Annotated in this window: 20 protein-coding genes and 3 tRNA genes; 3 read left to right on the top strand and 20 right to left on the bottom strand. The window is 34.8% G+C overall.

Going from position 1 to position 20420, the window contains the following annotated elements; translation table 11 throughout:
- From MODO_RS07315 to MODO_RS07240, 15 genes are all read right to left on the bottom strand, one after another.
- A partial coding sequence (locus tag MODO_RS07315; RefSeq protein ID WP_235811658.1) for a GTP-binding protein occupies positions 1 to 202 on the bottom strand: 202 nt, incomplete at its 3' end.
- 58 nt (positions 203 to 260) lie between these two features.
- Positions 261 to 332 (bottom strand) — tRNA-Thr (locus tag MODO_RS07310).
- Between the two features lie 20 nt (positions 333 to 352).
- A tRNA-Tyr gene (locus MODO_RS07305) sits at positions 353 to 433 on the bottom strand.
- 30 nt (positions 434 to 463) lie between these two features.
- A tRNA-Thr gene (locus MODO_RS07300) sits at positions 464 to 537 on the bottom strand.
- Between the two features lie 93 nt (positions 538 to 630).
- Complete coding sequence (gene hpf, locus MODO_RS07295; RefSeq protein ID WP_006259597.1) at positions 631 to 930, bottom strand: ribosome hibernation-promoting factor, HPF/YfiA family; 300 nt, start codon at positions 928 to 930, stop codon at positions 631 to 633.
- 19 nt (positions 931 to 949) lie between these two features.
- Positions 950 to 1852, bottom strand: a complete 903-nt coding sequence (locus tag MODO_RS07290; protein ID WP_006259598.1) for a tyrosine-type recombinase/integrase — start codon at positions 1850 to 1852, stop codon at positions 950 to 952.
- A 66-nt stretch (positions 1853 to 1918) separates the two neighbouring features.
- Positions 1919 to 2113: a 30S ribosomal protein S21 gene (gene rpsU / locus MODO_RS07285; RefSeq protein WP_006259599.1), complete on the bottom strand. Its 195-nt coding sequence runs from the start codon at positions 2111 to 2113 to the stop codon at positions 1919 to 1921.
- A gap of 332 nt (positions 2114 to 2445) precedes the next feature.
- Positions 2446 to 2814, bottom strand: coding sequence for a hypothetical protein (locus MODO_RS07280; RefSeq protein ID WP_230456765.1), 369 nt, complete (start codon positions 2812 to 2814; stop codon positions 2446 to 2448).
- Between the two features lie 9 nt (positions 2815 to 2823).
- Positions 2824 to 3279 (bottom strand): hypothetical protein, encoded by a 456-nt coding sequence (locus tag MODO_RS07275; protein ID WP_006259601.1) that lies wholly within the window; start codon positions 3277 to 3279, stop codon positions 2824 to 2826.
- Between the two features lie 74 nt (positions 3280 to 3353).
- Positions 3354 to 4097: a LytR/AlgR family response regulator transcription factor gene (locus tag MODO_RS07270; RefSeq protein WP_006259602.1), complete on the bottom strand. Its 744-nt coding sequence runs from the start codon at positions 4095 to 4097 to the stop codon at positions 3354 to 3356.
- Positions 4097 to 5179: a sensor histidine kinase gene (locus MODO_RS07265; protein WP_230486183.1), complete on the bottom strand. Its 1083-nt coding sequence runs from the start codon at positions 5177 to 5179 to the stop codon at positions 4097 to 4099. The genes MODO_RS07270 and MODO_RS07265 overlap by 1 nt, the downstream gene beginning before the upstream one ends.
- A 45-nt stretch (positions 5180 to 5224) precedes the next feature.
- Positions 5225 to 5845: a hypothetical protein gene (locus MODO_RS07260; RefSeq protein WP_006259604.1), complete on the bottom strand. Its 621-nt coding sequence runs from the start codon at positions 5843 to 5845 to the stop codon at positions 5225 to 5227.
- A 96-nt stretch (positions 5846 to 5941) separates the two neighbouring features.
- Entirely contained in the window at positions 5942 to 8074 is a 2133-nt protein-coding gene (locus MODO_RS07255; protein WP_006259605.1) for a TonB-dependent receptor, read from the bottom strand.
- Between the two features lie 935 nt (positions 8075 to 9009).
- A complete protein-coding gene (locus MODO_RS07245) occupies positions 9010 to 9462 on the bottom strand; it encodes a hypothetical protein (protein ID WP_006259607.1) in 453 nt (150 codons plus the stop codon).
- A gap of 46 nt (positions 9463 to 9508) precedes the next feature.
- Positions 9509 to 10009, bottom strand: a complete 501-nt coding sequence (locus MODO_RS07240) for a GNAT family N-acetyltransferase (protein WP_006259608.1) — start codon at positions 10007 to 10009, stop codon at positions 9509 to 9511.
- Between the two features lie 467 nt (positions 10010 to 10476).
- On the opposite strand from MODO_RS07240, the gene MODO_RS07235 reads away from it, so the two are divergent.
- Positions 10477 to 11631, top strand: a complete 1155-nt coding sequence (locus MODO_RS07235) for a dicarboxylate/amino acid:cation symporter (RefSeq protein ID WP_058699090.1) — start codon at positions 10477 to 10479, stop codon at positions 11629 to 11631.
- Between the two features lie 49 nt (positions 11632 to 11680).
- Entirely contained in the window at positions 11681 to 12859 is a 1179-nt protein-coding gene (locus MODO_RS07230; RefSeq protein ID WP_006264679.1) for a cation:dicarboxylate symporter family transporter, read from the top strand.
- 30 nt (positions 12860 to 12889) lie between these two features.
- Here MODO_RS07230 and MODO_RS07225 read toward each other — a convergent pair whose 3' ends face one another.
- The 4 genes from MODO_RS07225 to MODO_RS07210 form a co-directional block, all read right to left on the bottom strand.
- Positions 12890 to 14032 (bottom strand): acyl-CoA dehydrogenase family protein, encoded by a 1143-nt coding sequence (locus MODO_RS07225; RefSeq protein WP_006259611.1) that lies wholly within the window; start codon positions 14030 to 14032, stop codon positions 12890 to 12892.
- A gap of 11 nt (positions 14033 to 14043) precedes the next feature.
- The gene (locus MODO_RS07220) at positions 14044 to 14940 is read right to left on the bottom strand and encodes a ComEA family DNA-binding protein (protein ID WP_006259612.1); all 897 of its coding nucleotides are present in this window, start codon (positions 14938 to 14940) and stop codon (positions 14044 to 14046) included.
- 63 nt (positions 14941 to 15003) lie between these two features.
- Complete coding sequence (locus MODO_RS07215; RefSeq protein ID WP_006259613.1) at positions 15004 to 15225, bottom strand: hypothetical protein; 222 nt, start codon at positions 15223 to 15225, stop codon at positions 15004 to 15006.
- Between the two features lie 68 nt (positions 15226 to 15293).
- Entirely contained in the window at positions 15294 to 16577 is a 1284-nt protein-coding gene (locus MODO_RS07210) for a DUF2851 family protein (RefSeq protein ID WP_006259614.1), read from the bottom strand.
- A 159-nt stretch (positions 16578 to 16736) separates the two neighbouring features.
- On the opposite strand from MODO_RS07210, the gene MODO_RS07205 reads away from it, so the two are divergent.
- On the top strand, positions 16737 to 18341 hold the full coding sequence (locus tag MODO_RS07205; RefSeq protein ID WP_006259615.1) for a PNGase F N-terminal domain-containing protein: 1605 nt from the start codon (positions 16737 to 16739) through the stop codon (positions 18339 to 18341).
- Positions 18342 to 18394: 53 nt separating this feature from the next.
- Here the strand turns inward: MODO_RS07205 and MODO_RS07200 are convergent, their stop codons facing one another.
- On the bottom strand, positions 18395 to 20377 hold the full coding sequence (locus tag MODO_RS07200) for a putative porin (RefSeq protein WP_006259616.1): 1983 nt from the start codon (positions 20375 to 20377) through the stop codon (positions 18395 to 18397).
- Positions 20378 to 20420 lie beyond the last annotated feature (43 nt).

The following is a 20420-nucleotide window of genomic DNA, read 5'->3' as shown; positions in this document are numbered from 1 at the left end:
CGTGAGAAGTATTAATTGTAATACCACGCTCTTTTTCTTCTGGAGCATTATCAATTGAATCAAATGAACGAGCTTCTGAGAATCCTGCGTCAGCTAATACTTTAGTAATAGCAGCAGTAGTAGTAGTTTTACCGTGGTCAACGTGTCCGATAGTACCGATGTTTAAGTGCGGTTTCGAACGATCAAAAGTTTCCTTTGCCATGATTTAATAATTTAATCTTAGTTATATAATTAGTGTTCAAATATAATAAAAAAACCTGAGCCAATGACGGGATTTGAACCCGTGACCTCTTCCTTACCAAGGAAGCACTCTACCCCTGAGCTACACCGGCTTGATGCTTCTTATTCTCTGTGGGGAGAGCAGGATTCGAACCTGCGAAGGTTTCCCAACGGATTTACAGTCCGTCCTCGTTGGCCGCTTGAGTATCTCCCCTCAAACTGTGTTTGATATTACTTTTCTTTGAGCCGATGGAGGGACTCGAACCCACGACCTGCTGATTACAAATCAGCTGCTCTAGCCAGCTGAGCTACACCGGCAAATGACTCAATAGAAAAAGTCCGCTATTTCTAACGGACTGCAAATGTATATATTTTATTGATTAAAAAAAACAATTTACTTATTTTTTTAAATTAATGAGCTTTGATTTTCTCTTTGTGTTTTACCACTAATCGCTCTAGTGCATCTGCTCCAGCATCTAAACCTTCTTCGAAAGTCTTACACGTTTTTTTAACAATCATCTCGTCACCCGGAACCAGTACTTTTATTTCTGTAATCTTATTTTCTTTTTCATTTGTGTTCTCTAATTTAAAAAAAACATCTACTGAAACTATCTTATCATAATACTTTTCGATTTTTGACAAACGCTCGTTTGCAAAATCTACCAACTTACGATCCACATTGAAATTAATAGCTTGAATGTTTACTTTCATAATTAACGGTTTTAAAAGGTTATTTTTCTTTATTCTTCCCTCTTGGATGCGAACTTTGATACACTTTCTTCAACTCACTTAGATTAATCTGTGCATATCCTTGTGTTGTTGATAAGCTTTCATGCCCCATTAATTCTTTAATTGAATTAATATCTGCTCCTCCTTCTAAAAGGTGCGTAGCAAAAGAGTGACGCAACATATGAGGGCTTTTCTTCTCCTTTGTTGTTGCATTACTAAAGTATGAATTTATTACTCGATAAACAAACATTTCATCAACTTTCTTACCAGATTCTGTTACCAAAAGTCCCTTAATACCCACCACAGAACTCAAGACTAAACTTCTTGATTCAAGATATTTTTTCAATAACACTTCTACACTACCTAATAATGGTACGATGCGCTGTTTTGACCCCTTTCCTAAAATACGCACTTGATGCAAATAAAAATCTATATCATCCACATCTAAAGCAACCAACTCTGCTCTACGAAGCCCAAGACAATACAACATCTCCACAATCAGCAAATCTCTCAGAGAATTAAAATCCTCCTTACCTTCAAACATCGTACGTACTGCATCAATCTCTTTTATAGAAAAAGGCAATTGCAACTTTTTTTCCACTTTTAAAGATCGATGTAAGTAAAGCGGATTAGTCTCTACCTCCCCTATCTTCAACAAGAATTTATAAAAAGAACTCAGCGCACTAGTCTTTCTATTTATAGACCGATTAGTCAGTCCCTCTTCGGATAACTTCACTATCCAGAGACGAACACCATCATATCCTGCCTTTAGATAATCTAACGACAGTTGCTCTAAGAAAGACACATAATCTCCAATATCGTTCTGATAGGCTAAAACCGTCTTGTCAGAATACTTTCTTTCTTTCTGTATATACTCAATAAACTTTTCTAAATTTTCAAACATAAAAAAAACCGTTGCAACAAAGTTAATACTTTATTACAACGGTTATTTTTTAATATTCAATACTTATTAGATTTCTACTGAATCTTTCAAGTGTTGAACGTATGCAGCTTTTTGCATTTTGTCTCTTTTAAGTACAGACGGTTTTAAGAATGCCTGACGAGATCTTAACTGACGTAAAGTTCCTGTTCTGTCAAATTTTCTTTTATAGCGCTTAAGTGCTCTATCGATATTTTCTCCGTCTTTAATTGGAATGATTAACATGTTTTCATACACCTCCTCTCATTAGTGGTGCAAAAGTAAAACTTTTTTTATTCATCACAATAAAAAAACATCTTTTTTTAAAAAACATATACTTAAAAACAAATACTTATCGTTTATCTAAGAAATAAAGATAGAGAACTAACAGCCATAGAAACGAGTGTGAACATTCTTAGAGCCTCTTACCTAATTATTACCCACTCTTTGAGGTTTCCCTCCCAAAAACAACAATTTCAAAAATTCTATACGAATACTTAAGATCACATTGTTTCCTATACTATCTACTAAGGTATTAGTACATAAAACAGCTGACCAAACAGCTAACTTCTATACACTTACCATCCTACTAAAAGCAAACCTATTCCTAAAGCTAAAAATGCTAAACACAGTGTGAAGAACAGATATTTAAAATAACCTTTAATCCCTTCTATTGCATACTCTAGCCCTTCTCTATCATGATTTCTAATGGCTGACTTTAAGCCTATACTATAGTTTAACATTCCTATTACAGAAACTAATTGAAGAAAAAACAAAATAGCTAAAGTGAAAACGACTATCATCTTATCTGAATATGCTATCCCAAACATAATCACTAATAAGACACTTAACATCAAATTACACACAGCTATAAACGCTCCCCATCTACCAATACTTCTCAAATATGACTGTATCTTTTGAGTAAACACAAATTCTTTTGTCATCATTCAAACAAATTAAGGTAAATCAATTATCACTAATGAATAAGCAATCCAGCCGATAAAAGAGGATACTAACAGCATAATAAATATCCCCATAATCCTCATACTCCAGCTCACGCTCATTAATCCACTCTCTAATAACTCCACATTATTCACATCCACAGCTTTTCTCAATTTCTTACTACTATTCATCAGGTGTACATTAATCAAAAAGAAAATCACACAACCCCCTGCTAATATTAAACAGGTATCTTCTGTCATTAGTCGATCATCTAACGCTGGGTTATCAAACATTGGGGGTTTTACCTTATACTTCATATAGTATAATGTATACCCTACTCCTCCTAAAGAAAGTAACATCGTCACATAACTTACCCGATTCATATAAGTTCCTAATAGTCCTAAACCACTATGCATAGAAGTAAGTACTTTTATATTACTCTCTGTGATTTGTTCGTAACCTTCATTCATTAATAATAGGTATTATTTATCCTCACCAAATTACTAAATAAATCTAGGACTACTATTATCCTTTTTACTTCTTACTAATTCTCCGCTAACCAGCTCTTAAATTCACTCACTCTTTCTCTACTCACAATCACCTCATCTGTATAATTCCTCATCGTTAGTTTTAATCGAGCAGTAGACAGTTGTACGATCTGTTCTATATAATCGATACACACTACTTGAGATCTATTCACTCGAAAGAACTTCTCTGGGTTGACCATTTTAATAGCTGCTTCTATAGAGCCTTCTTCTAGCAGATGAGTCTTTCCTTCTACTGTAGAGACATACACTCCTCTATCCTCTCTATAAAAACACACCACCTCATCTACCAACACCATCTTTATCTGCATCCCCACTTTTATCATCAGCCGTTTTGCATAACTATTCCCACCTATACTTTGCCTAAGGTTTTCTACGGTCTGTGTTGTACTGCGTTGTTGTGACTTGTATTTATTAATAGCACCTAATAGTTCTGTTGGCTCTATTGGCTTTAGTAGATAATCAATGCTGTTTAGTTTAAATGCCTTAATCGCATAGTGATCAAAACTTGTGACAAAGATGATAGCACTCTTAATCTCTACTTGTTCGAATATCTCTAATGACAGCCCATCCGCTAACTGTATATCAGCAAATATCAAGTCTGGGTGCTCATGTTGCACAAACCAAGGGATAGCCTCACTTACAGAATACAGCGTATGCTGTACTTCTAACCCAAGTTTTTCTAATTCTCTACTTAACAGCCTTGCTGCAGGCTTCTCGTCTTCTATAATTACTATTTTCATCAGCTGTCTTTTCTAACTAAAGGTATTCTAACGCTAAAACTATCTTCTAAATCTTTTATCACAATATCTTGTTTAAACAACAACAGACTTCGCTTAGACAAATTCTGAAGTCCTAATCCAGTTGAATCTACTTGTTTAGGCTTCGCACATCTTTCATTCCACAGCACTAAACCATTATCTTCTACAGTAAGTATCACACTAATTTTTCCATCAGAAGGAATTATATTGTGCTTTACTACATTCTCTATCAAAATCTGTAGACATAACGTAGGTACTTGTATATCGCTATAGTGCATCACCTCATCACTAATTCTGAAATCAATAGCATTATCATAACGCACATTGAGTAGATATACATAGTCTTTTATAAAAGCTACCTCATCAGATAGAGCACATGATGTATTGTCTAATCTTTCTAATACATACCTATAAATTTTAGAGAACGAACGGGCGAACTGTTCTGCCTTAACAGGATCCTCTTGTATTGTACTTATCAGTACATTCATATTGTTAAACAAGAAGTGTGGCGATAGCTGCTCTTTCATACTCTCTATCTGACTCTTCTGTAATTCTATCTCTATTTCCTTATTCTTCAACTCTAACAACCTTAATTGATCATTATAAGCAAATATGAATACAACAAGTAAAATAAATACACTAATCAACACAATTGCTAAGAAGTTACCAAAGCGCATATGATCTCCATTGTAAAAGTCTTTAAACGATAAACCATAAAAGATATTGAGCATTATAGCTAAGAACAGATAATAGGCAGTAACAGAAGTAATGATACCATTTATAAAGAACGCTATATTACTAACCTTCTTACTTAACTGTCCTTTTATCTTTTTTTCATGCCTCTCTATCCCCCAACAAACTAAAGTGCTTGTAATAAAATTAGACAGATAGATCAGTACTGATAATACAAATGAAGAGAATGTAGCTTTTTGAAAACGAGCATTACCAAACAACTCAAAAAAACTCATCCCTTTATCTTGAAAAGAATAGTAAGATATCATTAAACTTAAAATCAATCCAAAGCTGGTAGCTAATAGAATATGTCGACGCCAATTAATAACCATAGTTCTCATGTATAAAAATCTAAATTACAACAAAGACAGTAACAATTATTTCCCTTTACACAATTCTTGTGTTTTTAATGCCCAATCTTTCCCCCATGATGGATAAAATGGCACATCACTCTTCTGTTTATCGAATAGCTCTATCGACTTCTCTAGCATCTTACAGTAATAAGTCATATCTACCTTCATAAACTTAGCGCTATTAATCTGAAAACTTGCCACAGAGTACACCGCTCTCGGATTAGTAGGATCTAACTCTATCGACTTATCATACGCTTTATTGATAATTGGAGTCTGTACCATCCCCTTATTCATCGGATCAGTAATTAACTCTAGTGTCTCATTCATTCCTTTTAATACATACCACTCACTTCCTCCCTTTTCTAACCATTGGTCTATTAGTACGCGGTTAGCTGCTACGATATCTTCTATATTATCAGCCTGCGGATTACTAAACCCTCCTGTGATACTTATAAACACCTTGTAGTACACTGGTATCCAATTCTCTTTATCAGACATCGCTATGCGGTCTAGCATAGCCACTGCTTCTTTCGATTGCCCACTTTGCCATTGTTGCATCGCTTTTTGCATTCCTGCCTCGTATTTAGATTGTCCGAAACTCATTACACTAAATACACTGAATAATAAAATCAATAACTTTTTCATCTTTCTAATTATTTAATTACACAACAAATCTACACTGACTATCAAATCTTTAAAAAACGAACTGCGCGAACTGTTGTTTCTAATGTTTAAGTTGTTTTACAAATTCTCTAATTGGTTTTTCTTCTTATCAGCACTTATTGTCCACATAAACCCTACATATATAAATCGCTTTGCAGAGGCATTTGTGATATCAGGTTGTCCCCCTCGTTGATTAAACTGATAAGCATACACAGGATTGCGTCCTAACAAATTATCTACTGATAAGTACACTATCTTTTGCCCACTGAATAGATAAGCCCAGCTCATACTTACATTGTGTATGGGACTACTCTCATAAGTAGCTTTATTAGTTGTATTTATATCGTGAAAGTGACGTGGGCTACTGTAGTTATACGTCATACTCACCTGAGACTTCCATTGCTCTATCCAGTACTTCGTCACCACAGAGAAATTGTGCTTCACTACATAAGACGGCTGTATCCATTCGTTCCAATACATCTCTTTACGTTGAGAGTCAATGTAAGTATAGGTTACCCAATAGCTAAAATTCTTAAACGTGATATTATCTTTCCAAAACAAATCAAATCCCTTTGCATACCCCTCTCCTAACTGTGCATACTCACTTGGTTTACCCAGTGGAGTTAATAACAACTTACTGTAATCTTTATAGAACATCTCTGCTCTCAATAGACGTTTTCTAAACTCATAAGTATAGTTCAGTATATAATGATTAGCCTGCATCCAGTCTTCTTGTTTCACTGCTAATGACTGTTCTAAGTTCATCGCTTGATTAAACACCCCATAAGAGAAAGACATCTGATGCTTAGATGTCATCTGATACGTCAGCATCGCTCGTGGCTCCACTGTCCAATCTTCTATCTCTGAATACTTACTCGTTCTCAAACCAGCTCTCAATGACAAGTCTGATGTTATCTTCCAATTGTTCTCAAAAAACAATGCCCATCTATTCGCATCCGTACCTAAGTCTTCTGCTCTACTTCCTTTACTTCTCGTCAAATCTAACTTAGAAGCCTGTACATCTACCCCAACAAAAAACTGAAACTGCCCATTCCACTGATAAGACAACTTCACCTTCTGATTCACATCCCAACTAATCTTCTTTACACTCAAATCATTGCTATCTCCTGTATAATCCATATACCCTAACCCTGTACCAATATCAAGTCTCATATAAGGAGTAAGCTTCTTAAAGAACACACTATTCATATACACATTACTCGACTTAAAGCCTAGTGTATCTACTCGATTACTTGGTTGTATCTCTTGCTCATACTTAATGGTAGAGAAGTCTACAGCAGTATATAGTTTATATCCTCCGTCCTTAATCTCGCGCTTATACATCATCTCTCCAGAAGCTGTAGAGAATGGTTTTTTAGTATTATATCGCTGTCTTACCACTGCAGTATAGGCTCCTAAGTTTAGATAGTTTAGACTATATGACAGCGAGTTCTTGCCCCACTGATGTGTCTGCGCGAAGCTCCCTCCTACAGTAGAGATAGAGTAATCTCTACGTGAAGGATCTATCTCATCTGATGTATCTAACTGTAATACTCCTGATAGCGCATCTCCAAACTCTGCGCTATACCCTCCTGCTGAGAAGGACATTCCCTTAAACAGAAATGGATTAAACTTAGAACGCACAGGTACATTACCCACCGAAGAAGTATAAGGCTGAAACACCCTTACACCATTGACGAATATACCACTCTCCTCTGCTCTACCTCCACGTATCAGTAGCCTCCCATCTTCTCCATTGGTCTGCGCTCCTGGCATGGTACTTAGGACTCCCATAATATTACCAGGGCTACCCGCAGTACTCACTACATCCATCGCATTTAATCCTATACTCTCTGCGCGTCCTCTCTTATTCTTACTATTCGTAGTAATAAGTATCTCTCCCATCACCTCATCTTGCCCACTTAACACAAAATGTTCATTATAATTCTCCTTTGTATTGATCTCTACATCTAGATTGCCATACTGTGGGTGCATTAACTTCAGTACGCCACTCACTACTGTATCTGTAACTATAAAACTGAAATGCCCTTTCGCATCGGTCAATCCTCCTTCAAAGCTATCTTCAAGGTATACATTCACATTCTCGATTGGTTTATTCTTATCGTTTACCACTGTACCCGATAGTTGAATCTGTTGTGCCTGTAAAGCACCTAAACACATGGTTAATAACAAACATAGTAGTGTTCTCATCTTTCTTCTTGATTAACTCTATCACAAACGTAATCTGACAACACAACTTCTAAAAAAACGAGTGCGCGAATGGGAGTATTTACTGCGCGAATGGGGATTGGTTAACAGTTTACTGTTATCAGTTCGCGGTTCACAGTTTTAGTGATGTGGATAAACTCTAGTACATTGAGGTGTTTATTTATTCTTGTTGACTTATAGCCATAAAAAAACGGTTAATAGCTTTTATACTATTAACCGTTTTTCGTATACTAACTCAGATAAAGAATGCTATATTGAACAGATTAGGTTTAAAACATAACACTTTGTATCATATACAGCATGTCTTATAATATGAGATTCCTCCTTCGTCGGAATGACATACTAGACAGATAGAGCTATTCTTTTAAAAAAAGCTTATGAGAAACAATTCATTAGTATCTTACATCAAATAAGGATCATCATTAAGAATGTATTATGTTAGACACAAAGTATTATGTTTCTACCGTGTTATTACATACAATACACCTACATGACCATCGAAGTCAAAATCATTCTCCTACTTCTCTATCTTACGAATCCTATAATGACTGTCATAACTAAATTAATTATAAAGAATAAACAGAAAACAAACAATAACTTTCGAATAGTACTGAAAGTGTCTTCTAAAAATTCTTCAGAATTATGAATAATGGTCTTTCTGATTCGTCTACTTAAAAAGAACAAATGCATACATGAATAACTACTTAATACAAAACTTAACAGATTCATTAAAACAGGCAGATATTCTTGTTTTGATAACCTCACAAATAGTTCAAAAAAACTGACTAAACTAATGACTCCACATACAACAATTAAAGGTATAACCCACTTACTAATACGTTTTAAGTAGAGTAGTGATTGTTCTGTTAGCACTAACTTTTGATTGCTATCTTCACTATGTTGATTTACTTGATTATTCATGACTTAATAACTGAGAAAAAAATTATAAATGCAGTAATAATACCTACTAAAACAGAACTAGTGATAAGTATAGTTATCCTACTAAGATTACCTAAACTATATTCTAACTTATTACTGTTCTTCATCTCTAAAGCTATTTTTAAAGATGTACTAAATCTATATAGAAGATAACATATATACACAAATATTAAGAAGGCTAATAAGAAACACAATCCTAAACCAAACAATTTACCATCTATAAAACCCGCTATTATGATAAGGAAAAATTGACTCATTAAAGGTTGAAGTGTATCACTTAAAAAAAGATCAAATAGTATTACTAACAATACCTGTGATAAAATTAAGATTAATAACGCTTTTGCTAATACTCTTATCCGTTTTAATTGGCCAATAGACATAGCTGATATCCCTAATTCTTGCTTTGTATATTCTTTTATTTCTTTATCCATTTCAGTTCTATTTTTTATACTATTTAGTCAAAAAGTATTGCCGCCTCTACTGTGCTATTACATACAACACGCCTATATGCTCATCGAAGTCAAAATCATTCTCATAGACTAGTTCTATTTTCTCTAATACTTTAATCGATGCGATATTCTCTTTCATCGCTCTACCAATAATACAGTGTAGCCCTAAGGTTGTAAATCCATATTCTAAACACGCCTTTGCGCTCTCGGTAGCATACCCCATATTCCAATGCTCCTCATAGAAGCGAAAGCCTATATCTGTCTTATCTATATCAGCATTGTACTTCAGCCCACACCATCCTAAGAACGCATTGTCTTCCTTACGAATAACTGCCCATCGTCCATATCCGTTTCTCTCATAATCGCTATAATTAGCTAAGAAAGTATGCGCATCATCCACACTGTCAAAAGCATCATCTCCTGTATAGCGCATCACATTAGGATTAAGGTTTAGTTGATAAAAGTGCGCTGCATCTGCAGTAGTTAATTCTCTTAATGCTAATCGATCTGTTTCTAAAACGCTCTTCATGCCTATTCATATTTCCAATAGGTTAATATTACGAATATTTAATGAAGTAACAATTCATAAACTCCTTATAAACACCCTATTCATTTTAGAGTTGACCTACTTTGGAGAAAATGATCTGATTTGGTTAAAATAGATATTTATGAGAAAACGATAATCCTTATCAACTCTTTATTGACAAGGCTTACAAGAAATTGGTTACGCTTTACTAAGCACATTGTTCGGAAGTTGTTCGGAAAAACCTCGGTTTTTACTAGGATAAAGACCCCTTTTCCGAACGACACTAAATCTGTCTCCGAACCAAACTATATCAACAAAAACATATCATTACTAACATCCTATATTATACCTCCCTACCTCGACTACCATATATATGGTATATTCTGAAAATGACTAATAAAAAACAAGGTTTATAAATATCTTTGCTTTGAATAATTTAGTACTTTAATCAAAAATACAGGTATCAGAACATGAAGAAATTCTTTAGTAATACAATAGTAAAACTTTTACTAGGGGTGATAGTTGGTCTAGTCATAGGACCATATCTTACAGACAGCTTACTACAAATCATCTTATCAACGAGACATATACTAGGTCAGATCATTCTGTTCTTAGTACCGCTGATCATTCTAGGATTCGTAGTATCTTCTATCGCTAAACTAGACAAGGGACAGACTGGTATAATCGGTTTCTCTATTATTATTGCTTACTTATCTAGTATCGGAGCAGGGTTCTTTAGTAGTACACTAGGGTTTAACATTATCCCTCACTTACAGATAGAGAACAATGTGGAGACTCTTAAGGAGCTTCCTGCGATGTTGTTTAAGCTAGATATACCGCCAGTTTTTGGAGTAATGACTTCTCTGACACTTGCCTTAATGATTGGTATCGGTATTCTATGGACAGAGTCTAAACCACTAGAGCGTGCATTTGATTCTTTTAAAGGTATCGTACTATTATTAGTGAATAGAGTATTAGTACCTGTATTGCCATTCTATATTATGGCAAACTTTGCATTACTTAGTTATGAAGGGTCTATACAGTCACAGCTACCTGTGTTCTTAACTGTGATTCTTATCGTGATAGTGGCACACTTCATTTGGTTAGGTGTGTTATATACGATAGCAGGGATATACTCTGGTAAGAATCCATGGGAAGTTATTAAACACTATCCTCCTGCTTACCTAACAGCAGTAGGGACGATGTCTTCAGCGGCTTCTCTAGGTGTAGCACTACAGTCTGCACACAAAAGTAAAGTGCTAAAACCTGAGATCACGAACTTCACTATTCCGTTCTTCTCTAATATACACTTATGTGGATCAGTATTGACAGAAGTATTCTTCGTGATGACTGTATCTCAAGTGTTATATGGTACATTACCTACGCTGGGTACGATGATCTTATTCGTACTACTACTAGGTATTTTCGCTATCGGAGCACCTGGTGTACCTGGCGGTACTGTAATGGCCTCATTAGGTATCATCGCTTCCGTACTAGGTTTTGACGATGCTGGTATTGCATTAACCTTAACGATATTTGCATTACAAGATAGCTTCGGTACTGCATGTAATATTACAGGAGATGGAGCACTTAGCCTTATGGTAACAAAATACAGTGATAAATAAAGATAATGAGGGAGGGCCTGTGCTTTCCCTTTTTTATACCTTCTACGCTATGCTAAAGAAATTAGTAAACAATACTATCGTTAGATTAATATCAGGAGTAATCATCGGTCTATTAGTAGGACCTTATCTAAATGATATTCTACTTCAAGTCATCTTGTCAACGAAACATATTTTAGGGCAATTAATCTTATTTTTAGTTCCTTTAATCATCTTAGGATTTATCGTATCGTCTATCGCTAAGCTAGATCAGAAGTCTTCTGTTATTATAGGGTTCTCCCTAGCTATAGCCTATATATCGAGTGTGGGAGCAGGACTATTCAGTGGTTCATTAGGATACACTATATTACCTTGGCTAGATATCCCCTCTACTGCTGCTACGGGAAGAGCATTACCTGAAATGCTTTTTAAACTAGACATTCCACCTATATTCGATGTGATGACTTCCTTAGTACTTGCACTCATGATAGGTTTAGGTATTCTATGGACGCAGTCTAAACCACTAGAAATCGCCTTCGATCATTTTAAAGAGATCGTGTTATTATTAGTCAATAGAGTACTAGTTCCTTTATTACCTCTATACATTGCATGTAATTTTGCTTTGCTTAGTTATGTAGGTAGCATACAGTCCCAATTACCTATATTCTTAATCGTGATTATCATCGTGATCTTAGCTCATATCGTATGGATCGCCATCTTATACACGATCGCAGGTCTGTACGCTAAAAAGAACCCATGGGAAGTACTCAGACATTATGGACCGACCTATCTAACAGCATTAGGCACGATGTCTTCAGCGGCTAGCTTAGGTGTGGCTCTACAATCGGCACATAAGAGCAAGGTACTGAAACCAGAGATTACGAACTTCACTATTCCGTTCTTTTCTAACGTACACTTATGTGGTGCTATGGTTACAGAGACCTTCTTTGTGATGACAGTATCCTTAGTCCTTTATGGGCATTTACCTGATGTTAGCACATTGATTCTCTTTGTGCTTTTGCTAGGCGTATTCGCTCTAGGAGCACCTGGTGTACCTGGGGGAGCGCTAATGGCATCCTTAGGATTAATAACCTCTATGCTGGGCTTCGATGATACAGGGATAGCATTAGTATTAACCATATTCGCACTACAAGACAGTTTTGGTACTGCGTGTAATATAGTGGGTGATGGCGCATTAAGTCTTATGGCGACAGCATTCCATGAACGACAACAAAAAAGGGAAGCTCAGTAGCTTCCCTTTCTTATATATCGCCTAATCTGATTAGTCTTTTAAAATGTTACGAGAGATAACTAATTTTTGAATCTCTGTAGTTCCTTCTCCGATAGTACACAACTTCGAATCACGGAAGAACTTCTCTACTGGGAAGTCCTTAGTATATCCATATCCTCCATGGATTTGGATCGCTTCTGTAGATACTTTCACACATACTTCAGACGCATACATCTTCGCCATAGCTCCGATCTTAGTCATCGGTTTGTTATTGTTTTTTAAGAAAGCTGCTTTGTGTAATAATAACTCAGAACACTCAATCTCAGTAGCCATATCAGCTAATTTAAAACCGATAGCTTGGAATTGGCTAATTGGTTTTCCGAATTGAACTCTCTCTTTTGAGTATTTTAATGCCGCTTCATAAGCTCCTTTAGCAATACCTAATGATAATGCACCAATAGAGATACGCCCTCCATCTAATACTTTCATCGCTTGAATGAACCCTTCTCCTACTTCTCCTAAACGGTTAGCATCAGGTACACGACAGTTATCAAAGATAAGTTCTGCAGTCTCAGATGCACGCATTCCTAATTTATTTTCTTTCTTACCACTAGAGAATCCAGGTGTACCCTTCTCTACTACGAAAGCTGTCATCCCGTGAGAATCACCTTTCTCTCCTGTACGAACGATAACAACTGCAACGTTACCAGAGATAGCGTGAGTGATAAAGTTCTTCGCTCCATTTAAGATCCAGTGATCACCATCTTTCACAGCTGTAGTACTCATACCTCCTGCATCAGATCCAGTGTTGTGCTCTGTCAATCCCCATGCACCGATCCACTCTGCTGTCGCTAGCTTAGGTAACCATCTTTTCTTTTGTTCTTCATTCGCAAATGATAAAATATGATTAGTACATAATGAGTTATGTGCTGCTACTGATAAACCAATAGATGAGTCAACTTTAGAAATTTCTTCTACGATAGTGATATATTCGTGGTAACCTAGTCCAGATCCTCCGTACTCTTCAGGAACTAAAACTCCCATATATCCCATCTCTCCTAGTTTTTTAAATAAATCTACAGGAAAGATTTGAGCTTCGTCCCATTCCATAATATGTGGGCGAATATGTTGTTCTGCAAAGTCTCTTATAGATTGAGCAATCATTGCTTGAGTTTCATTGTATTCAAAATTCATGGTTGATAGTTTTAATTCGTAAATCTCAAATATAAACTAATTATATCAATTTTGTCAATAGGGAATTTCTCAATTTGTAGTAATCCTTCTTTATTAACAAAATCTCCATTCATACTCCTGTGCTTAACTACTTCTCTTGCGATATAATAATTCATATAGGGTAATTCTTTCAATTGATTTATAGAGGCTTCATTGATATTTAAAGTTGTAACAGTTGGTGCATTCATCACTTTAAAATGTCTATATAATTCATTTACAACTTCTTCAGAAAGCCCATACACAAACTTTAACTGCTGTATGGACACAAAACCACCGTACTTCTCCCTTTCTTTCATAATCTTATCGGCATAATACGGGCCTATTCCTCTGACTTTCTGTAAGTCTTCTAAAGTTGCACTATTTATACATATTGCTACTATAGGGACATCTACTTTAGGCTTACTATACTCAACATATTCTCGTTTAACCTTAGGGTTATTCACCCAATCTGGGAACTTAAAATAAGTACTATAGGTTTTCAACCATTCGTCTGATACTTGAGTAACTTGTTGAAATTCTTTAGCAGAATTGACATACCTATTCTCCTTTCGGAATAATAATAACCGATCTATCTCCGCTGTAGACATTCCTAAAACAAAGCCTCGATAATCTGTAATAAAGTTGGGGTTAAAAGGATAGATCGTATCTCGCTTAGCTATGGCAATAGTATTAATACTATCTAATAGACTAATCTGCTTCTGATACTCATCGTTAAAAAGAGTGGAATACTGCTCAACTATTTGCAGATCGGATGACCTAGGATAATAGATATAAAGCTGAATGGCAATCACAAGGAGCACTAAAAAGAAAAGGCCTCGCTTCTGTGACTTCGTGTAGTAGTAAAATCTTTTTCTGTAGTTAGATAACATCTCCTCTTTTTACAGGAAAATTACAAGATTACTATCTAACTCACATACAGTATTCAAAGAGATTTATAGGTCGAACACTGATGTTCTCTTTGTATAGATTAAGTCTTTAATACGAGCTAAAAAAGCTAAAGTAAGATATAAAGCAAAAGCTAGTCCTAAGGTAAAGAATGATAAATAGATAAAGAACAGACGCACACTAGTAGCGCGCATCCCTAATCTATCCCCTAGACGGCTAGATACTCTGAATCCTCTTTTCTCGAAATAGTGTCTTAAACTAGTAACCATACCTATATCATATTAACTAGACAAAGATAAACAATATCCATCACAGCGAAGTGAACTATGGTGTATGATTAACTTTTTTTGAGAAATTCTTTCCCTACAGCACACTCTATACATCGATTACTATCACAATACTTCTTCTTTAGATGAACTAGAGCTTGGCTATCTACAGCATTAATCGCTGTTATATTATAACTAGAGAATAAACTGACGATACTGTTCTTCTCCGCTTTTATGCTTTCGGCTAGTGTTATAATATCACTAATATCGTAATCTTCATGCGATATCGACTTCTGATAAATAATCTGCATCGGTAAAATGACATTGATAATTACTAAATCAATAAAGTCTTTAGTCAGCTTCTTAGCCTGTTTCTTACTTACTTTATTAAATACATAATGTGTCTCCCAATATGAACTCACTTTTATATCAAATAATTGATAGAAATAATCTAAATCTGTTGTTGTCAGTATCTTTACAACAGGGATCTGCTGGTGATATAACCAACTACTCAGCTGTGCTAATCTAATAGTAGGAAAATTAGGTGGTCTAAGCTGAAAGAATCGTATAGGAGATGGGGATGATACTGAAATAGTATATTTATGTCTTAAGAAGATCCATTCTCTTTTTATGTCTTTTACGTAGTCATCCTCTAGCTCATACTCTTCTTCTAACAGACCTGTTACTCCAAACAATAGGGCTTCTATTTGTAACAAGGATTGGGATTGTTTATAAATAGACACTATAGGTAGATGTCTTACTGCATCATAGAATGCTTCGCCATTCGCGTTCAAACCAAAGCTCTTAGCTAGAAAACAAAAGAATACATGTTCCCAATGATTATTTGTTTCTAAAAGCAATTGTTCCATTGGTTTGGTTTTTTCTATCAACCGTTCCAGAAACAACTTCTCTTTCCAGAAGGTCCAGATACATGGGTCAACTGCTCCTATGCTATCTTCACAGTTTAAGTGATTCTTGCGCAAAAAGAGTTGAGTACATTTCTCTAATACTTGTTGATCTACATAGTTCTTCAAAACGAAAACAGATATCTCACTGCCATCTAATCTAAAAACTGGAATATCATATTCCCAAACTACGTGTAGTATCACACTATCATAACGTTGATCTCGCTCGTGATGATGTGCATACCAGTCAGAAGCCTTAATATGTATCTCTACATTTCCCGCCCATTCCTGATCAGCAATGCATATTCTTGCATTAAAAAAGTCAGGCCCATCTAGACCTGTAAAAGTCCCTGTAGAAAGTATATTGAGAGATTCATTAGATGTTGTATATAAGTCTTTAGAATTGAACAACTGATTTGCCCAAACATAATGTAGAAAAGCTTCTTTCATAAAAGTATTCTCTTATTGATTATATTCAATTCGTTTTCTCTATTTTTATAAAAAACTATAATCACACTAACTACAATCATGAGAATATTATTCTACCTCACTTGTCTTACTATGACCTTGTCTTCTAGTATTATATACGCACAAAAACCTAACCAAAATATGCTTATAGAATACTATACTTACTCCAACAATAAAATAATCAATGTAGAAGACCCTATAATTCTGATAGCAAATGAGGATAATGCTTTTATCGCTAAGAAAAAGCAACTCGATATAGGGCTAGAAAAATATCCTTATGAACAAACTTATATCGACTATAAAAACAATATTCAATACAGTGTAGCCCATCTAACAAAGAAGAATAAAATAAAGATGGTACTTCCAAACACCAACCAATCCTTCACACATCATAAAGAGACCAAAACAATATTAGGCTATAAATGCAATAAAGCGACTATAACAATTAATTCTAATAAAATCACCTTATGGTACACTAACGATCTAAAAGCGAAAGGAAGTCCTATGTCATTAGGAGCTAATCTAGGGGTAGTGTTAGAGATAGATCGCAATGGTACATACAAAACGATAGCTAATAAAATAAACAAAGATTTAAAACTGAATATACAAGACTATATACAACTAGAAGATAGTCATGAGGTAGATACTAAAACTTATAAAACTGAACTATGGAAAAGCAGATTCACTACAATTAAGCTATTCGAAGATGACTTGATCAATTTCTCTGACTCTATTATTAATAAGCCAAATCTAATGCGCTTCGCTAAAGGGACAGTTATCGTTACTAAAGTAAAAATACCTGCTATAAAACCTACTGATCAAATATTCGTCAACTTAACAGAACAATCTAATGGCGATGCTTATGATAGAACAGGTAGTGTGTTCTTGATACCGCACTATCACGAAATTTCTTTTATGGATGCTTTAGAACAAGGTATAGAGGTACTCCCTATCTATCAGAATCAGGATTCGTCAGAGAAATTCCAAGGTGTTATCGCTACACAAAACTATACTCCTCCGATAGAGTTAATGCGCTTCTTCACTCCATTTGGTGTCAAAGGCTTTAATCATATCGATGTACTAGATTATAAATGGCAAGAGAAGGTGTATTATAGACAAGAGATTTCTGAGTTTCAACCTTTATTAAGCAATAGTGAATGGTATGTAGGGGTATATATAGGCAATTATGATAAAGATGGTCATAAAATAAGTGCTGATATCACTATCCATCCTGACGGACTAAGCAATGCTAATAAAACGACAACGATGATGCCTATCTTTAACACTACTAATCTAATGGAGATGGCAGGTCAGAACTATCCTATTATGTTCGCTTCACCTACAGGTTTAAAAATAACCTTTACGACAACTACTGATATTAAAAATGCTAGATTAAGGTATATCACAACAGGACATGGCGGATGGGAGAATGGAGATGAATTTAATCCTAAACTTAATACAATCACTCTAGATACTGATAAAGTGTTAGACTACTTTCCATGGAGACAAGACTGTGGCTCTTATAGAGAGTATAATCCTGCTTCTGGTAATTTTGAGACAGGGTTATCCTCATCTGATCTTAGCCGTTCTAACTGGTGCCCTGGTGCTATCACGCCACCTATTTGGGTTCCTCTAGGAGATATAAAGAAAGGTACACATACCTTAGAAGTCAAAATACCTCAAGGAAGAAGAGAAGGTAATAGCTTTAGTTATTGGAATGTGTCTGGTGTTCTCTTTGGAGAATAAAAAAAGCGCAGTTTTACTTTTTGTAAAACTGCGCTTTTTTTTATTCTAAATTCTTATGTAAAGAAGTTCCATGTTATCCCAAATCTCAAGGTAAAGTCCTTATATGGATTATTAGGTGCTGAATAATATTTGTATCCTGTCATACTAGAGTTAAAATGCTCCAACATAATATATATTCTAGCTGTTCTAATCTTCATATTAATAAAGAAATCTAATACTGGGTAATTCCCTATTTCAACTTTATCTTGTACAAAAAAGTCTCCTATCAATGGATTGTAATCATTTCCATAGTACTTCGTAAAATAACTCAAGGTGATACCTGTCTGGAACTTTAAAGCCTTATCAAAGAATGCATCTGTAAAATATAAAGTATTACGTGTCACAAACTCTGGTACATTTAAGATATTATCTTTTTGATCTACCTTTTGATACAAGAATGTATTATCTAAACCAAACTTACCAAATCTAAAGTCTTTCTCGGCTTGAATAGATAAGTAGTTAATCGTACCACCATATTGTTTAGGGGTAACTAACACTTGTTGTGGAATACCAAACTTATCAAACTCAGTAGCATCATTTGAAAAATATAGTTTATCTTTTAACACTGAATATGTTCCTGACAGCTTTACCCATGGTGTAGTCACAGAAGCGTCGAATTGATTAATCTTTTCGTTCTTAAACTCATTATACCAATTGTAGTTAACATAATCACTCTGATATAAATAATAGTTTAAATTCCCCATTCTATTTAGGTTTTGATAGCCTAATTGAAATGCAATATCTTCTGAATATTTATAATCTAAATTAGCTTCGAAATTTCTTGTTTCGTCATTCCCTAGAGATGTACTGGCTAAAACATTTGCTTTCCAATTCTCCTTATGATAAATATATCTACCACCTAGCATTGTTATATTCTTCTCTAGTTGATCTGGTATTAGACCACCTCCCACATGAGCAATACTTTTATAATGATATCTATACTTATAAAAATCAACAAACCCTTCAAATCGTCCTGCTACATCTGACTGGTAAGCAGCCCCTACTCTATTAAATACATTGTAATATCTAGTCTTATTATCAATACTACTTTTAAATGCATCTCCAAAGTGTGTCTTATCTGTAAACTGGCTATTAATATCTGCTTGTGTATACTCAAAGAACTTATCTTCATAAGTAAACTCATGAGTTAATAAAATACCATTTTTAAAAGAATTGTTTAACTGATATTGATGATTTAAGTATAAACGCTTTCCTTTCAACATCGTTTCAACATCTCGATAATACACATTAAGACGTTCACGTTTATTATATGGTTTAACACTACTTTCGAAAAGATCTAAGTCACGTATTCCTCCATTTTCTTTGTTCATGATGTCTTGAGCTGTAAAGTGAGCTCTCATCAAATACTTTTTATTTTCTGATTGATAACTAGATCCTATTCTAAAATTTCCTGTTGAAGACAGTTGATTAATGTATTTCCCAAGAGAACGCAATCCTTTATATCCTACAAAGAAATTTAAGTTCTTACTTGTATTTAAGGTAATAAAAGCATCTAGATTTTGTCCTTGCTTCATTACAGATCTATAATATAAATCAGTATAAGGCGTAGGTGCAGAATAATACTTTATATCTTCTACGTTTAAGTATGCAAATTGTTTTGCTTCGAAACCAAAACCTGGTAAAACATGATTTGCTTTATAATTATATTTTAATACGTTATAGGTCTGGCCTTCATTAGCAAACTGTAGTAACCCAAAAGGATCCTTTCTTAAGTAATTAAACTCATAGTGCTTCTTTACAGATAGAGCTGTATCAACAGCTATCGTATCATTCTTAATTGAGATTATCTTATAGTCACTGATAGGTGCCACAGAGTCTTTCTTTACCTTCTGTCTAAGGCTTCCTATTTCTTTCTTCCCTTTTTTATCTTGGTCTCCATCAGGTCTATAACTTCCTTGCATATCTAAAGTTTGAAACTGTGCATGGATAGTCATACAACAAAAAAACAATAGAAAAACACCTAGGTACTTGCTCATAAAAATATAATTTGGACAAAGGTAAATTTATTTTTGAATTAAA

Source organism: Myroides odoratimimus, from assembly GCF_001485415.1.
Classification (GTDB): domain Bacteria; phylum Bacteroidota; class Bacteroidia; order Flavobacteriales; family Flavobacteriaceae; genus Flavobacterium; species Flavobacterium odoratimimum.
This window is presented reverse-complemented; position numbering and strand designations above follow the sequence as displayed.

Excerpts from the sequence above, each read along its gene's own strand:
- hpf (WP_006259597.1), bottom strand. The coding sequence starts at position 930 with ATGAAAGTAAACATTCAAGCTATTAATTTCAATGTGGATCGTAAGTTG.
- MODO_RS07290 (WP_006259598.1), bottom strand. The coding sequence starts at position 1,852 with ATGTTTGAAAATTTAGAAAAGTTTATTGAGTATATACAGAAAGAAAGA.
- rpsU (WP_006259599.1), bottom strand. The coding sequence starts at position 2,113 with ATGTTAATCATTCCAATTAAAGACGGAGAAAATATCGATAGAGCACTT.
- MODO_RS07280 (WP_230456765.1), bottom strand. The coding sequence starts at position 2,814 with ATGATGACAAAAGAATTTGTGTTTACTCAAAAGATACAGTCATATTTG.
- MODO_RS07275 (WP_006259601.1), bottom strand. The coding sequence starts at position 3,279 with ATGAATGAAGGTTACGAACAAATCACAGAGAGTAATATAAAAGTACTT.
- MODO_RS07270 (WP_006259602.1), bottom strand. The coding sequence starts at position 4,097 with ATGAAAATAGTAATTATAGAAGACGAGAAGCCTGCAGCAAGGCTGTTA.
- MODO_RS07265 (WP_230486183.1), bottom strand. The coding sequence starts at position 5,179 with ATGGTTATTAATTGGCGTCGACATATTCTATTAGCTACCAGCTTTGGA.
- MODO_RS07260 (WP_006259604.1), bottom strand. The coding sequence starts at position 5,845 with ATGAAAAAGTTATTGATTTTATTATTCAGTGTATTTAGTGTAATGAGT.
- MODO_RS07255 (WP_006259605.1), bottom strand. The coding sequence starts at position 8,074 with ATGAGAACACTACTATGTTTGTTATTAACCATGTGTTTAGGTGCTTTA.
- MODO_RS07245 (WP_006259607.1), bottom strand. The coding sequence starts at position 9,462 with ATGGATAAAGAAATAAAAGAATATACAAAGCAAGAATTAGGGATATCA.
- MODO_RS07240 (WP_006259608.1), bottom strand. The coding sequence starts at position 10,009 with ATGAAGAGCGTTTTAGAAACAGATCGATTAGCATTAAGAGAATTAACT.
- MODO_RS07235 (WP_058699090.1), top strand. The coding sequence starts at position 10,477 with ATGAAGAAATTCTTTAGTAATACAATAGTAAAACTTTTACTAGGGGTG.
- MODO_RS07230 (WP_006264679.1), top strand. The coding sequence starts at position 11,681 with ATGCTAAAGAAATTAGTAAACAATACTATCGTTAGATTAATATCAGGA.
- MODO_RS07225 (WP_006259611.1), bottom strand. The coding sequence starts at position 14,032 with ATGAATTTTGAATACAATGAAACTCAAGCAATGATTGCTCAATCTATA.
- MODO_RS07220 (WP_006259612.1), bottom strand. The coding sequence starts at position 14,940 with ATGTTATCTAACTACAGAAAAAGATTTTACTACTACACGAAGTCACAG.
- MODO_RS07215 (WP_006259613.1), bottom strand. The coding sequence starts at position 15,225 with ATGGTTACTAGTTTAAGACACTATTTCGAGAAAAGAGGATTCAGAGTA.
- MODO_RS07210 (WP_006259614.1), bottom strand. The coding sequence starts at position 16,577 with ATGAAAGAAGCTTTTCTACATTATGTTTGGGCAAATCAGTTGTTCAAT.
- MODO_RS07205 (WP_006259615.1), top strand. The coding sequence starts at position 16,737 with ATGCTTATAGAATACTATACTTACTCCAACAATAAAATAATCAATGTA.
- MODO_RS07200 (WP_006259616.1), bottom strand. The coding sequence starts at position 20,377 with ATGAGCAAGTACCTAGGTGTTTTTCTATTGTTTTTTTGTTGTATGACT.